The sequence below is a fragment of the Bradyrhizobium sp. Pa8 genome (assembly GCF_052588265.1).
Genome location: NZ_CP176767.1, coordinates 6,408,363 through 6,423,542, shown reverse-complemented (window position 1 = coordinate 6,423,542; position 15,180 = coordinate 6,408,363). Strand labels below are relative to the sequence as shown.

At 64.9% G+C, this 15,180-nt stretch carries 12 protein-coding genes; 2 read left to right on the top strand and 10 right to left on the bottom strand.

From position 1 onward, the window contains the following. Position 1: 1 nt before the first annotated feature. The 4 genes from ACKWRH_RS30515 to ACKWRH_RS30500 all read right to left on the bottom strand — a co-directional run bounded on the left by ACKWRH_RS30515 (position 2) and on the right by ACKWRH_RS30500 (position 4,957). Complete coding sequence (locus ACKWRH_RS30515) at positions 2-2,260, bottom strand: TonB-dependent siderophore receptor (protein WP_445216526.1); 2,259 nt, start codon at positions 2,258-2,260, stop codon at positions 2-4. A gap of 192 nt (positions 2,261-2,452) precedes the next feature. After that, complete coding sequence (locus ACKWRH_RS30510) at positions 2,453-2,722, bottom strand: hypothetical protein (protein WP_254121323.1); 270 nt, start codon at positions 2,720-2,722, stop codon at positions 2,453-2,455. A gap of 193 nt (positions 2,723-2,915) precedes the next feature. Continuing rightward, positions 2,916-4,280 carry a sensor histidine kinase gene (locus ACKWRH_RS30505; RefSeq protein WP_445216525.1) on the bottom strand — a complete coding sequence of 455 codons (1,365 nt, stop codon included), beginning with the start codon at positions 4,278-4,280 and terminating at the stop codon, positions 2,916-2,918. After that, a complete protein-coding gene (locus tag ACKWRH_RS30500) occupies positions 4,277-4,957 on the bottom strand; it encodes a response regulator transcription factor (RefSeq protein ID WP_445216524.1) in 681 nt (226 codons plus the stop codon). The genes ACKWRH_RS30505 and ACKWRH_RS30500 overlap by 4 nt, the downstream gene beginning before the upstream one ends. Before the next feature lie 350 nt (positions 4,958-5,307). On the opposite strand from ACKWRH_RS30500, the gene ACKWRH_RS30495 reads away from it, so the two are divergent. Together ACKWRH_RS30495 and ACKWRH_RS30490 are read left to right on the top strand one after the other, a co-directional pair. Beyond that, positions 5,308-6,201: a MipA/OmpV family protein gene (locus tag ACKWRH_RS30495; RefSeq protein ID WP_445216523.1), complete on the top strand. Its 894-nt coding sequence runs from the start codon at positions 5,308-5,310 to the stop codon at positions 6,199-6,201. Positions 6,202-6,204: 3 nt separating this feature from the next. Then, positions 6,205-6,945, top strand: coding sequence for a hypothetical protein (locus tag ACKWRH_RS30490; protein WP_445216522.1), 741 nt, complete (start codon positions 6,205-6,207; stop codon positions 6,943-6,945). Between the two features lie 117 nt (positions 6,946-7,062). On the opposite strand, the gene garD is transcribed toward ACKWRH_RS30490, so the two are convergent. The 6 genes from garD to ACKWRH_RS30460 form a co-directional block, all read right to left on the bottom strand. Next, positions 7,063-8,604, bottom strand: a complete 1,542-nt coding sequence (gene garD, locus ACKWRH_RS30485; protein ID WP_445216521.1) for a galactarate dehydratase — start codon at positions 8,602-8,604, stop codon at positions 7,063-7,065. A 141-nt stretch (positions 8,605-8,745) separates the two neighbouring features. Further along, positions 8,746-10,194, bottom strand: coding sequence for an aldehyde dehydrogenase family protein (locus tag ACKWRH_RS30480; RefSeq protein ID WP_445216520.1), 1,449 nt, complete (start codon positions 10,192-10,194; stop codon positions 8,746-8,748). Positions 10,195-10,213: 19 nt separating this feature from the next. After that, a complete protein-coding gene (gene gudD / locus ACKWRH_RS30475) occupies positions 10,214-11,557 on the bottom strand; it encodes a glucarate dehydratase (RefSeq protein WP_445216519.1) in 1,344 nt (447 codons plus the stop codon). 26 nt (positions 11,558-11,583) lie between these two features. Further along, entirely contained in the window at positions 11,584-12,528 is a 945-nt protein-coding gene (gene kdgD / locus ACKWRH_RS30470) for a 5-dehydro-4-deoxyglucarate dehydratase (protein WP_445216518.1), read from the bottom strand. Positions 12,529-12,658: 130 nt separating this feature from the next. After that, a complete protein-coding gene (locus tag ACKWRH_RS30465; protein WP_445216517.1) occupies positions 12,659-13,564 on the bottom strand; it encodes a LysR substrate-binding domain-containing protein in 906 nt (301 codons plus the stop codon). A gap of 123 nt (positions 13,565-13,687) precedes the next feature. Beyond that, entirely contained in the window at positions 13,688-15,040 is a 1,353-nt protein-coding gene (locus ACKWRH_RS30460) for an MFS transporter (RefSeq protein WP_445216516.1), read from the bottom strand. Positions 15,041-15,180 lie beyond the last annotated feature (140 nt).

Here is a 15,180-nt window from a genome sequence, read left to right as displayed (position 1 = left end):
CCTAGAATCTGTACGTCACGCTGCCGAGCACCGTGCGGCCGATACCGAGGAAGCAGTCACCGCGAGCCAGGCACGTGGTCAGGTGGCGCTTGTCGAAGAGATTGCTGGCATTGACCTGAAGCCGCCAGGGCCCGTTGTCGTAGCGGACCATCGCATCGAACAGGGTGTAGTCGGGCGTGCGGATCGTATCGGTGCCGTCCCAGGACTGACCGATATAGCGCACGCCGCCGCCGAGCGTGACGCCGGGCAGGCCGAGCAGAGCGAGGCGGTATTTCGCCCAGAGCGAAGCCTGGTGGTCGGGCACGGTCTCGACATGCTTGCCGGCGTTGTCGCCACTCTCGACGCGCGTATCGAGATAGGTGTATGCGGCGATCAGGTCGAGATCCGGCGTGATCCGTGCCAGCACCTCAAGCTCGGCGCCGCGGATGCGGACCTTGCCAGTCTGGATCGAGAGCAGCGGATTATCGGGATCGCTGGCCAGCCTGTTCCGCTCGGTGGTGTCGAAGATCGCGCCATTGACCGCGTTGCCGGGCGCCGGATTGTACTTGAAGCCGAGCTCCACCATCTCGCCGCGTTGCGGCGCGCAAGCCCCCGCGGCGCAGACGCCGCTGCCGAACACCGGATTGAATGACTGTGCATAGGTGACGTAAGGCGTGACGCCGAACGGCAGCTCGTACATCAGCGCGGCACGGCCGGTGGTCGCTTGGTAGTTCTCGACCGGTAAACCCTGCGTGTCGCTGGTGACGTAGTCGTGGCGCAGGCCGAGGACCGCAAGCCACGGTCCGAGCCGCAACTGATCCTGTGCGTAGAGGCCGAGCTGGCTCTGGCGCAGATCGGGCTCGGCAGACATGGTTGGCGGCGTGACGCCGGTGTAGACCGGCGCGTAGAGATCGAATGGTCTCGTGTCGTAGTCCGAGCCGGAGGACGCGCGCTCCTTGTAGTCGCGGTAGTCGATGCCGAACAGCGTCTTGTGCAGGACCGCGCCGGTTGCGAATTTCAGCTCGGCATTGGTGTCCGATGTGAAATTGTCCTTGACGCTGTCGCGCGCCGAGACATAGCGCGCCACCGTGCGCCGTCCGGCATCCAGAAAGGGATTGTCCGGGGTGGAGTACACGTCGGGATACAGGCCGTGATAGATGCCCTCGACATGCGCATAACGCAGGTTCTGCCTCACGATCAGGGCATCGTTGAAGCGATGCTCGAACAGGCTTGAAACAGCGCCGGTCTCGGTCCGATAGCGGTCGAAGCCCGGTTCGCTGGTGAAGCGGTCGATCGGAATGAAACCGTTGGGGCCGGGATAGAGCGTGCCCTCATGCGGCAGAAACGCCGTGGAGGAGCCGGTGGTGTCCTTTTGATAGGTGCCGAGCACGATCCAGCTGGTGTTGTTGGTTGGGCGCCAGGTCAACGACGGCGCGAGCACGATGCGGTCGTCCTTGACGTAGTCGGTCTGCGTGTTGCTGTCGCGGAACACGCCGATGAAGCGATAGAGCCACTCGCCGTCCTTGGTCAGTTTTCCCGTGGAGTCGAGCTGCACCTGCTTGCGGTTGAAGCTGCCATATTGCATGCCGATCTCGTTGGCGGATTCGGCTTGCGGACGTTTCGAGATCAGGTTCAAGAGGCCGGCGGTCGAGGTGTCGCCGTAAAGCACCGAGGAGGGGCCGCGCAAAACCTCGATGCGCTCAAGCGTGTACGGCTCCGGCCGCCATTCATTGAAGTTGAAGGTGTTCACCACACGGGTGCCGTCGAGATAGATGTTCGGGTCCTGGCCGCGGATGCGCGGATAGTCGCCGCGCGAGTCGGCGCCGTAGGCGTCGGCGAATACGCCCGGCACATAGCGCAGCGCTTCCTGCACGGTGGTCGCACCCTGGTCGGTGACCCGATCGGCGGTCACCACGGTGATCGATTGCGGCGTCTCGCGCAGCGGCGTGTCGGTCTTGGTGCCGGTGCCGCTGCGGGTTGCGACATAGCCCCGGACGGGGCTCGTCGCGGTCTCAGCTGCGGTGCCTGCGTCGGCTGCCGCAGCATCGGCGTTGGCCGGCGCACGCGCGACCTGACGGCGACGGTTAGCGGCTTGTGCGGCTTGTTGGGAGCGAACCGGACGTGTGCGGGCGGTCGGCCGCGACGACGATTGCTCGACGACGACGGGAGGCAGGTCCTGCGATGATGATTGCGCCTCCGCAGGCGCCGCGTTCATCAAGCCCGCCAGCAGCGGCAGCGCGCCGCCGATCAATTTCGCCGTCGTCCTCGAATAGTGTGGCATTCGCGCCCCCGTCATTTGCGACAAGGACGACTAACAAGCGCGATCCGGTGCTTGAAGTGCGGGAGAGGCGCAATGGCCCCTCAATCATCAGATTTGGAATTAGTATTCATATAAGTTGAGCGCGCGCCGATTGATATCGGCGCGCGGATGCGTGAATGAGAGAATGACGTGGTCCGCCTGGCGCAGCGCCGATCAACGCTGCTCGCTCGCGGCGTTGGCGCTCGCGAGCCGCTTGACGCGCGGCGACAGCACCGAAATTTGCGCGGGGGAAGCGGGCATGCCGGCGACGATCATCGTGGGCGCAGTCGACTGCTCCTCGACGCCGGCGCCGCCGAGCACCTGAACTTGCGTCGCCGAGATCGGCAACGACTTCACTTCGTAAGAGGGAAGCTCGCCGGCGAATGCACCGGCCGAGCTCGCAATCATGGCGCCGGCAACGGCCATCATGGAAAGAACGCGCATTGGAAAATCTCCGTTGAAGATATCAATCGGAGGTTTGGTCGCGGCGATGCCGTGACAGGTTCGCTCGTGTGCGAACATTCGATTGGCCGTCGGCGAACAAATTGGTTGCTTGATGCGAAAGGACGAAACGAGGACGAAGTTTTTCGCGCCAATGTTTCAGGACGGTTTCGCGGGAGCGCTCGAAACGCATCGTTTAATGCGCCTGCAGATCGGGCTGCGGAGCCTTGGTTGTCGCGGTGGCCTCGGGAAAACGCAAGCTCATCGTCGTGCCGCGGCCTGGCGCGGAGGAGATAACCAGCTCGCCGCCGTGCGCGGCCATGATCTCCCGGACGATCGACAGGCCGAGGCCGGCGCCGTCGCCCGCGCTGTTGCCGGTCTGAAACGGCTCGAGCAGCCTGTGCTCCGCGCCGTCGGGCAGGCCCGCGCCGTCATCGTCGATCGAGATGTTGCCGCGGCTGAGCGTGGCGACGATGCGCCGCGCACCATGGGCGTGGATGAGTGCGTTGCCGACGAGATTGGCAAGCGCACTGCGTACCGCGGCGTCGACGCCTTGCACCAGGAACGGACCTTCTCCGGCGTGCTCCAGCGCAAGCTCTATGCCGGCGTCCAGCGCCGAGGGGCCGAAATCGGCGAGCACGTCCAGCGTGATCCCGGCAAGATCGATCGGTCGCTTCTCGATCGCATGATTTTGCAATCGCGCCAGGTCGAGCATGGCGGAGACCAGTGACGTCAGGCGGCGGACGTCGCGCACCAGTTCGGCCTTCAGAGCCGGCTCGGGCACGTCCTCGATCTTTGCTCGGAGGAGCGTCAACGGCGTGCGGAGCTGATGGGCGGCATTGCCGAGGAAGCGGCGCTGCATCCGTATATAGGCGTCGATCTCGCCGAAGGCGCGGTTCAGCGCCTCGACCAGTGGCTTCAGCTCGCGAGGGACCTCGCACAGGGAGATCAGACCTTGCGGTGCCGCAGGGTCGATTGCGAGCGCGCGAAGCGCCACCCGTTCGATACCGCGTGAGACGAAACGCGCGGCCAGCGCCGCGCCGACTGCAACGGTCGCGGCAAAGGCCAGCGCCAGCAGCATGATCGAAAAGACGCTGCGGATAAGAAAGTTTCTCGCCATCCGGCCGAAACGGACTTGAGGCTCACCGACCATCATCGCGAGCTGCAACGAGCCCCGTTGCATGACGGCAAGACAGAAGGTGCTGTTCTGGTCGAGGGTGCTGAAGACGGACGAGCCGACGGGCCCGTGATAGGGGAAGGCGAAGGGGAGGGCAGGCCGGCGTTCGCTGCCGTACTCGCTGACCATGTCGCCTGCGGACACGACGTACCAGAGGTTCGGGCTGTCCGCCTTCAGCTCTTCGAGGGCGCGCGTTGGGCGCACCGTGAGGTTCTGCCCTTCGACATCGGTGGCGCGGTCAAGAACGGCAGCCACGACCCGGCAGGCCCTGAACTCGCGCTCCTCCATCGGATAGCGCCAGATGAAGAGGCCGAGCATGATCAGGAAAATCGTGGTCGCGGCGATGCCGAGCGACAATGCAAAGGTCCGGGCGATCGACGTCATCGCGGTGTTGCCAGCCGCAGGATGTAGCCGATGCCTCGCATGCTGCGGATCTCGACGTTGCCGCCGAGTTCGGTCAGTTTCTTCCTCAGGCGCGAGACTTGAGCCTCAAGCGTGTTGGATTCGATCTCGTCGTCAAAGCCGTAGATTTCCTCGATCAGGGCGGCGCGGGTGATGACGCGGTCGCGGCGCATCAGGAGCGCTCCGAGGATCAGCGCCTCGCGCCGGCGGAGCAGGATTTTCGTGTCGGCGACCACCGCTTCGTTGCTGCCGAGATGCAGCTCGACATTGCCGAGCGACAGCACCGAGGGGGCGAGCTGCCGGGGCCGCCGCAACACGGCGCGCACCCGCGCAATGAGCTCCTGCGGCTCGAACGGCTTGCCGAGATAATCGTCGGCGCCGCCGTTGAGACCGTCGACGACGTCCTCCTTAGCGTCCTTGGAGGTCAGCATGATGATCGCGGGACGGTCCGCCGATTGGCTCAGCGCCGTCACCACCTGGAGCGCATCTCCATCGGGCAGCATCCGGTCGACGATCGCGAGATCATATTTGAAATTGTCCAGCGCCTGACGGGCATCGGCAATCGAGCCGACGACGTCGACAATGCCGTGCAGTTGTCCGAGCAGGCGGCTGACATAGGCGCCGATCTGCGGTTCGTCTTCGATTACGAGGGAGCGCACGCGGGTCGTCCTTGACTCTGCTGGGGCAACAAAACCCTGAGCGTGACGCTCCCTGGCCGAAGTCTGGCGTTCCGGCTCGTGCGCAGGGTTCCCATTAAGGCAGCGAGCTTGGCGAATAAAAGGCAGGAACGCGGGCGCCGATCGGCCCCGGCGCGCAAAGTTTGGGAGCGTGAGCGCGGTCCGGCAATGTTCGGGCAATATTGATCCGGCGGCGCGCCCGGCATGCGCCGCGAAGGGATCGGGGCGCTGCTTGCCCCTTGCAATCTTGGGGCAATTTTGCCGGACCACATGCTGTGGCTCCTAACCACACGAGTCGACCAGGCCAGCAAGGCCGGTCCGGGGCCCTGTAAATGAAGCATTTTGACGAAGCTGCTCTCGATCCTGCGGCGAGAGCGCAGCAGACCTTGCTGACCGCCTTCCTCGCCGCGTTCGGCACGATCCTGGCAATCCCGCAGTCGGCATCGGCGCAGACGGCGTTCACGCTGCCGGCCCCGCCGTTCGACGTGCCGATGCTGCCGTCACCTTCCGGCAACTGGACCGTCATGGTCGGCATCGGCGGAGAGTACACGCCGGATTTCGTCGGATCGAAGAATGGGAAGCTCATGCCGATCCCGATCTTCTCCATTCGCCGTGCCGGGTCGGTCGACCAATTTCGCGGGCCCCGCGACAGCGCCAGCATCGCACTGCTCGACGTCGGCAATTTTCGTGCCGGCGCTGCGTTCAAATACGTCTCGTCGCGCAAGAGCGACAAATATGCCGAGCTGACCGGCCTTGGAGACGTGAAGGTCGCATACGAGCTCGGCGGGTTCGTCGAATATTTTCCGGTCGACTGGCTGCGCCTGCGCAGTGAATTGCGCCAGGGCATGGGCGGTCATACCGGCACGGTCGCCGATGTCTCCGCCGACGTCATCGTGCCGCTGATCCAAAGGCTCACGATCTCGGCCGGCCCGCGGTTCACCTGGAAAAGCACCAAGGCGACCGCGCCCTATTTCGGTGTCGACGCCGCGCAGGCGCTGGCCTCGGGATTGCCGATGTACGATGCCAGAGGCGGCGCGCATTCGGTCGGCTTCGGCAGCCAGATTTCCTACCGCATCAATCCGCAGTGGGAAGTCCATGCCTATGTCGAGTACGAGAAGCTGCTGGGCGACGCAGCAGACAGCCCGCTCGTGAAGCTGCGGGGATCGTCAAACCAGACCACGGTCGGCGTGGGTGCGTCCTATTCGTTCGATTTCAGGATTCGATAGGCCATGCGTCGCAGAGTCATTTTGGGTCTCGCCTGCGCAATCGCTTCCCTCGTCCTCGGAGCCGCTGCGGCGTTCGAAACACGCGCGACGAAACTCCAGGCGATCAAGACCGTCGGCATCGTCTCGGCCATAGGCGAGGAGATGAGCCTGACGCAAGCCGGCCTGATCGCGCTCGGCAACGCCGGGCAAAGCCTCTCGATCAGCGCTTGGGGGCTGGACGAGCTGATCGTCCAGCAGGCGACGAAGCTACTCGGCGGACGCTTTCGCGTGCAGGCGGTGAGCTACCGGCGTGCGGCGTTTGCCGCGATCAGGGATTCGGCGGTTGCGCCCGTCAATCTCCTGCGCAGCGATCCGTTCAAGGAGCTGGTTCGCAGCGATGTCGCACCGCAAGGGTTGGATGCCTACATCGTCATCACCCGGGCGAGATCGAAGCTCGGCAACGGCCGCAACGTCGAGGGCATCGGGCTCGCCCAATATCGCACGCTGCTTGCGGATTACGGCCTGATCCACGCGCTGTACGAGGTGCGCGTGATCGACGGCAAGTCGTTCGACGTGATCGAGAAGCGGGCGGCCGCGCCGCTCGACAACACGGGCACCATGCGGCTCGCCGGGCCGAGCGGGCCGGTCGACGAGACGTTTGACGGTCTGGCGTCTAGCGAACGGCTACGCGCGGCGATCGCGGATCTCATCGCGCGCAGTCTGCCGGTCACGCTCGGCGACATGCATCTGATTGACAGTCAGTGAAGCCGGCTGGCCGGTTTCTAAAGCGCGATGAGATTGGTATGAATCGTCATCGCGCTTTAGGCTATTGTTTGAGCATGATCTTTTCGGAAAACCGCTTCGCACTTTTCCGGATCATGCTCAGGTCACGGGCGCCGGATTGAACAGCGTGAGATCGTTGTGGATACCCCAGCGGTCCGACCACGGCTTCGTGCGGCCAGAGGCGACGTCGAGGATCAGGCGGAACAAGTCCCAGCCGGTTTCCTCGATGGTCTTCTCACCGGTGGCGATGCTGCCGGCATCGAAATCGATCAGGTCCTTCCAGCGGCGCGCGAGCTCGGTGCGGGTCGCAACCTTGATCACGGGCGCGGCCGCAAGACCGTAGGGCGTGCCGCGGCCGGTGGTGAACACCTGCAGTGTCATGCCGGAGGCGAGCTGGAGCGTGCCGCAGATGAAGTCGGAGGCGGGCGTTGCCGCGAACAGCATGCCTTTCTGCGTCGCCTTCTCGCCGGGCGAGAGCACGCCGGTGATGGCGCTCGAGCCGGACTTGACGATCGAGCCGAGTGACTTTTCGACGATGTTGGCGAGGCCGCCCTTCTTGTTGCCGGGCGTGGTGTTGGCGCTGCGATCGGCGCCGCCGCGGGCCAGATAAGAATCGTACCAGGCCATCTCCCGCACCAGCGCGCGGCCGACGTCCTCGTTGATGGCGCGGCGGGTGAGCAGCTGGATCGCGTCGCGCACTTCGGTCACTTCCGAGAACATCACGGTCGCGCCGGCGCGCACCAGCAGGTCCGCCGCAAAGCCGAGGGCGGGGTTGGCGGTGACGCCGGAGAAGGCGTCGCTGCCGCCGCATTGCAGGCCGATGACGAGATCGGCGGCCGGGCAGGTCTCGCGGGTGCGGGTGTTGAGGATCTTCAGGCGGGCTTCGGCCTGGGTCATGATTGCATCGACGATCGCACCAAAGCCGTCGAAGGCTTCGTCCTGCATGCGCACGATGGCATCGCTGACGCCCTCCGGCACCAGCCGTTCGGGCGCGAGCTTTTCGCAGCCGAGGCTGATGACCAGAATCTCGCCGCCAAAATTCGGGTTCTGCGCGATGTTCTGCAGCGTGCGGATCGGAACGACCGCATCGGGGGCATTGATGGCGACGCCGCAGCCATAGGCGTGCGTCAGCGGCACGACGTCGTCGACGTTCGGGTACTTCGGCAGCAGCTCGGCGCGGATGCGCTTCACGGCGTATTCCATCGTGCCCTTGACGCATTGCACGGAGGAGGAGATGCCGAGGATGTTCTTGGTGCCGACCGAGCCGTCGGTGTTGCGAAAGCCTTCGAAGGTAAAGCCTTCGAGCGGCGGCAGCGGCGCGGGGACGGCGGTCGAGATTTCCAGCTTGTCGAGGGCAGGGGCCTCCGGCATGCGGATGCGCGCTTCATCGACCCATTCGCCGGCCAGGATCGGCGACAACGCATAGCCGATCACTTCGCCATAGCGGATGATCGGCTGATCTTGCGCGATATCGATCAGCGCCGTCTTGTGCCCTTGCGGCACGAAGGCGCGCAGCGTCAGGCCGCTGGCAAAGCGGGAGCCGGCGGGAAGACCGAAATCATTGACCACGATCGCGACATTGTCGCGCTCGTTGAGCTTGATGTAGCGGGGCTGCTCTTTCGCTGCGACGTCCTGGTCCATGGGAGGACTCCGAAAGTGTAGGGTGGGTTAGCGTAGCGTAACCCACCAATGTCTTCATCCGCGGAGGCAGAAGAGGTGGGTTACGCCAGCGGACTGCGCTTTGCGCAGCCGCGGGCTAACCCACCCTACGATGTCAGCCTATCAACCCGGATAGGTATAGGCGGTCTTCACCGTGGTGTAGAACTCGCGCGCATAGGAGCCCTGCTCGCGGGCGCCGTAGCTCGAACCCTTCCGGCCGCCGAACGGCACGTGATAGTCGACGCCGGCGGTCGGCAGGTTGACCATCACCATGCCGGACTCGCTGTTGCGCTTGTAGTGCGAGGCGTATTTCAGGCTGCTCGTGCAGATGCCCGAGGCGAGGCCGAACTCGGTGTCGTTGGAGATCGCCAGCGCTTCCTCGTAGTTCTTGGCGCGGATGACGGCGGCGACGGGGCCGAAGATCTCCTCGCGCGCGATGCGCATGTTGTTGTTGGCCTCGGTGAACAGCGCCGGCTGGAGGTAATGGCCGGGCGTCTCGCGCTTGAGCAGCTCGCCGCCGAAGGCGAGCTTGGCGCCCTCGTCCTGGCCGATCTTGATGTAGCGCAGGTCCTGGTCGAGCTGGCTCTGGTCGACCACGGGGCCGATATGCACGCCGGCCTTGAGCGCGTCGTCCACCGACAGGCTCTTCAGGCGCTCGGCCATCGCGGCGACGAAACGGTCGTGGATGCCTTCGGTGACGATCAGGCGGGAGGAGGCGGTGCAGCGCTGGCCGGTCGAGAAATAGGCGCCGTTGACGGCGACCTCGACGGCGGTCTTGAGGTCCGCGTCGTCAAGCACGACCAGCGGATTCTTGCCGCCCATCTCGAGCTGGAACTTCTTCATCGGGTTCGACAGAACGCAGGCCTGCGCGATCTTGCGGCCGGTCTGCACCGAGCCAGTGAAGGAGATCGCCGCGACATCCGGATGCTCAAGGAGCGTCTGGCCGACCACGGAGCCGGAGCCGACCACGAGATTGAACACGCCAGCGGGAATGCCGGAACGGGTGATGATCTCGGACAGCGCGTGCGCGGAGCCAGGCACCAGCTCAGCCGGCTTGAACACCACGGTGTTGCCGTAGCAGAGCGCGGGCGCGATCTTCCAGGCGGGGATCGCGATCGGGAAATTCCAGGGCGTGATCATGCCGACGACGCCGACCGGCTCGCGGGTCAGTTCGACGTCGAGACCGGGACGGACGGAGGCACCCTTTTCGCCGATCAGGCGCAGCGCCTCGCCGGCGAAGAATGCAAAGATCTGGCCGGCACGGGCGACCTCGCCGATGCCCTCGGGGAGCGTCTTGCCTTCCTCGCGGGCGAGCAGGCGGCCGAGCTCTTCCTTGCGGGCGAGGATTTCGAGAGAAATCTTGTTCAGCGCGTCATAGCGCACCTGCGGCGTCGACTGCGCCCAGGCGGGGAAGGCGGCCTTGGCTGCCGCGATCGCCTTTTCGGTCTGCGCCTTGTCGGCTTTGGCGTACTCGCCGACGAGATCGTTGGTGTTGGAGGGGTTGATGTTCTTGGTGACGCCGGAGCCGTCGACCCATTCGCCGCCGATGAAGTTCTTCAGGATCGCAGTCATGTAGTCCTCCGAGATTTTCTTAACGCACGAGGCAGGGACGCTTGTCGTCAAAGGTCCAGCCGGGGATCAGGTCCTGCATGGCAGTAGCGTCATCGCGGGCGCCGAGTCCATGCTTCTTGTAAAGCTCATGCGCGGTTTCGAGGGCCGGACGGTCGATTTCGATGCCGAGGCCCGGCCGCTCGGGCACGGCGATCTTGCCGCCCTTGATCTGGAGCGGCTCCTTGGTCAGCGCCTGGCCGTCCTGCCAGATCCAGTGGGTGTCGATCGCGGTGACCTTGCCGGGCGCGGCGGCGCCGACATGGGTGAACATCGCGAGCGAAATGTCAAAGTGATTGTTGGAGTGCGAGCCCCAGGTCAGGCCGTTGTCGCGGCAGGTCTGGGCGACGCGCACCGAGCCCTGCATGGTCCAGAAGTGGGGATCGGCCAGCGGAATGTCCACCGCCCCCAGGCGCAGCGCATGAGAGAGCTGGCGCCAGTCGGTTGCGATCATGTTGGTCGCGGTCGGCAGGCCAGTGGCACGGCGGAACTCGGCCATGATCTCGCGACCCGAGAAGCCGGCTTCGGCGCCGCAGGGATCCTCGGCATAGGCAAGAATGCCGTGCATGTCCTTGCAGAGGCTGATCGCCTCGTCCAGCGACCATGCGCCGTTGGGGTCGAGCGTGACGCGCGCGGTGGGGAAGCGTTTTGCGATGGCGGTGACGGCCTCGATCTCCTGCTCACCGCGGAGCACGCCGCCCTTGAGCTTGAAGTCGGCGAAGCCATAGTGGTCGTGGGTGGCTTCCGCGAGCCGCACCACGGTCTCCGGCGTCATCGCCTCCTGGTGGCGCAGGTTGAACCATTCGGGCTTGCCGGTCTCGCCCTTGGTGTAATCGAGCTTCGACCTGCTGATATCGCCGACGAAGAAGAGATAGCCGAGCGTCTCGACGCTCTTGCGCTGCTGGCCTTCGCCGAGCAGCGCCGCGACGGGCAGGTTGAGGTGCTGGCCGAGCAGGTCGAGCAGTGCCGACTCGATCGCCGTGACCGCATGGATCATCACGCGCAGGTCGAACGTCTGCTTGCCGCGGCCGCCGGCATCTCGGTCGGCGAACGCCGTGCGGACGTCGGCAAGGATGTTGTTCATCGCGCCGACGGTCTTGCCGATCACGAGATCGCGGGCATCCTGGAGCGTCTGCCAGATCTTTTGCCCGCCCGGCACCTCGCCGACGCCGGTGTGTCCGGAATTGTCGGTGAGGATGACGATGTTGCGGGTGAAGAACGGCGCATGCGCGCCGCTCAGATTGAGGAGCATGCTGTCGCGGCCCGCGACCGGGATCACCTGCATCGATGTGACGACCGGTGCCCCGCCGATATTGGTCTCGGCCATCGTGCGCTCCTCCCTATGTTCTATCGTTATTCTGCAGCCTGTTGTGACGATCGGATGGCGGGCAGATTCTTCACCAGTGCGGTCAGTTCCGCCATCTCCTGCTCGGACAGATCGGTGAGCGGCGGGCGGACGGGGCCGGAATCGCGGCCGATCACCTTCATTCCGGCCTTGATGATCGAGACCGCATAGCCCTTCTTGCGGTTGCGGATTGCGATCAGCGGCAGGATGAAGTCCTTCAGGCCGGCGTGGATGGTCTCATGGTCGCGCTTGCGCACCGCGGCGTAGAAGTTGGTGGCGAATTCCGGAACGAAGTTGAACACGGCCGAGGAATAGGTCGTCACGCCCATGTCGAGATAGGGCAGCGCGAAGGTTTCCGCGGTCGGCAGGCCGCCGATATAGGTGAGGCGGTCGCCGAGCTTGGTGTAGACGCGGGTCATCAGCTCGATGTCGCCGATGCCGTCCTTGTAGCCGACGAGGTTCGGGCAGCGCTCGGCGAGGCGCGCCAGCGTATCGGGCTGGAGGATGGCGTTGTCGCGGTTGTAGACGATGACGCCGATCTTCACGGAGGCGCACACGGCTTCCACGTGGGCAGCAAGGCCGTCCTGCTCGGAATGGGTCAGATAGGGCGGCAGCAGCAACAGGCCGTCGGCGCCGGCCTTTTCCGCGCCGATCGCGATCTCGCGCGCGGTGGCGGTGCCGTAGCCGGTGCCGGCGAGCACGGGCACGCGGCCCTTGGTCTCGTCGACGGCGATCTTGACCACCTGCGGAACCTCGGTCGGCGTCAGCGAGAAGAACTCGCCGGTGCCGCCGGCGGCGAACAGGCCGGCAACGTCATAGCCGCACAGCCAGTCCATGTTGGCGCGGTAGGTCGCCTCATCGAACGAATAGTCCGCCTTGAAGGGCGTGACAGGGAAGGACAGGAGGCCCGATCCGATCTTCTGGGCCATTTCCTGCGGGGTCATCTTGCTCATGGGCGCTGCTCCCTTAATTGCGTGTTGTGGAGGACGCGGGCCGAAGCCTGCGCGTCCATGCGCCGTTGTTTAGGAGACCGTTCGATGCGCGTCCAAGCCAAAGCCTATATCGACCGATGCGGATTGAGCATCAATCGTCCGCCACCTCCGCGGAGGACAATTCGCCTGCGATTTTGACCAGCGCGGAGAGCAGCGGGTTCTCGTCGTCGCGGCGCCACGCCATGAACAGCTCGACGGGGACGCGGGTGCGCAGCTTCAGCGGCCGCAGCCGCACGTCGGCGATCTTCAGGCTCGCAGCCGCGGCCGGCACGATGGCAAGGCCGAGGCCGGCGCGGACCATGGCGAGGATCGAATGGATCTGGCTCAGATGCTGCACGTAGCGCGGCAGCACGTCGGCGCGGGTGAACAGCGCCACCAGCAGATCGTGGAAATATCGGCTCTCATAGGGCGAGTACATCACGAAGGGCTGGTCGTCGAAGTCCTTGATGGTAATGGTCTCGGCATTCGCCAGCGGATGCTTCTTCGGGATCGCGGCGAGCAGGGGCTCGGCGACGACGCGGCGGCTGGTCAGCTCGGGGCGCGCGATCGGCGGCCTGAGCAGGCCGGCATCGATCTGACCCGAGGTCAGCGCCTCGAACTGGTCGCCCGAGACCATCTCCTTCAGCGAGAAGTCCACCTCGGGCAGCTTGGCGCGGCAGGCCGCGACGAGCTCGGGGAGGAAGCCATAGGCGGCGGCCGCGGTGAAGCCGATCTTGACCGAGCCGGTCTTGCCGAGCGCGATGCGGCGGGCGACTTGCGAGGCGCTTTCCGCAAGCTTCAGGATGCGCCTTGCCTCGGGCAGGAAGCTGCGCCCCGCCGGCGTCAGGCGCACCGAGCGGCTGGTGCGCTCCAGCAGCGGCGCATCGATGATGTGCTCGAGCACCTGGATCTGCCGCGACAGCGGTGGCTGGGTCATGTTCAGCCGCGCGGCGGCGCGGCCGAAATGCAGTTCTTCGGCCACCGTGACGAAACAGCGGAGTTGGTTGAGGTCGAACATCGATACATGCCTTAGATGGATAAGGCGTTTCCCCGGCACTTCTAGCATCGATCATCCCCAAAAACAAAGACGGCGGCTGAGGAGCCGCCGTTGAGTTGCCTGGTCAAGCTCCCATGGGAGCCCTCAGGAGGAACGTTTGAGCACCACCCGCTCGATCTTGCCGACCACCACGAGATAGGCGAACGCGGCCACCAGCGCGTTGGCGCCGACGAACAGCAGTGCGCCGTTGAATGAGCCGGTCGCGGCCAGGATGTAGCCGATCACGATCGGGGTGCTGATCGAGGAGAGGTTGCCGAAGGTGTTGAACAGGCCGCCGGAGACGCCGCCGGCTTCCTTGGGCGAGGTGTCGGAGACGACCGCCCAGCCGAGCGCGCCGATGCCCTTGCCGAAGAAGGCGAGCGCCATGAAACCGACCACCAGCGCCTGTCCGTCGACATAGTTGCAGGCGATGATCGACATCGACAGCAGCATGCCGCCGACGATCGGGATCTTGCGCGCCATGGTGAGCGAACCGGTCTTGCGCAGGATGGCGTCGGAGATGACGCCGCCGAGCACGCCGCCGATGAAGCCGCACAGCGCCGGCAGCGTCGCGACGAAGCCGGCTTGCAGGATCGACAGGCCGCGCTCCTTGACGAGGTAGACCGGGAACCAGGTCAGGAAGAAATAGGTCAGCGTGTTGATGCAGTACTGGCCGAGATAGACGCCGAGCATCATGCGGTTGGAGAGCAACTGGCGGATGTGATCCCAGCCGGAGCCGGACTCGGGTGCACGCTCCTGCATCAGATCGTTTTTGGGCGCATCGAGATCGACCAGCGCGCCGCCTTCCTTGATGTAATCGAACTCGGCCTCGTTGATGCCGGGATGCTCCTTCGGGCCGTAGACGGTCTTGATCCAGACCAGGCCCATGATGACGCCGAGCCCACCCATCACGAAGAACACGAAGCGCCAGCCGTAATCATGCGCGATCCAGCCCATCAGCGGCGCGAAGATCACGGTGGCGAAATACTGTCCCGAATTGAAGAAGGCCGATGCGGTGCCGCGCTCATTGCCGGGAAACCAGGCGGCGACGATGCGGGCGTTGGCGGGGAAGGACGGCGCTTCCGCGACGCCGACGAGGAGGCGAAGTGCGAACAGCACGATGATGGCAGCGCCAGCGCTGAGGAAGCCGACCCAGCCCTGCATCATCGTGAACAGCGACCAGACGATGATGCTGAAGGCATAGACGAGGCGCGAGCCGTAGCGGTCGAGCAGCCAGCCGCCGGGCACCTGCGCCGCGACATAGGACCAGCCGAAGGCCGAGAAGATCCAGCCCATGGCGACGGGATCGAGATGCAGCTCCTTGGAGAGCGCAGGGCCCGCGATCGACAGCGTGGCGCGGTCGGCATAGTTCACGGTCGTGACCAGGAACAACATGGTCACGATGAACAGCCTGACGCGAGACCTCCTCACGTCCGCTGCGGACACCACTGCGCTCATCACGCGCCTCCTTAGAACTCGAAATGTTTCCTCACTGCGACTCCTAGAGGCGCGCGCGGCAAAGTGTCCAAGTTCAAGGGAGTATCGATCGATGCCGTTTTTGGATTGATGGAACGGCAGGTGCGGGGAACGATCGTGAA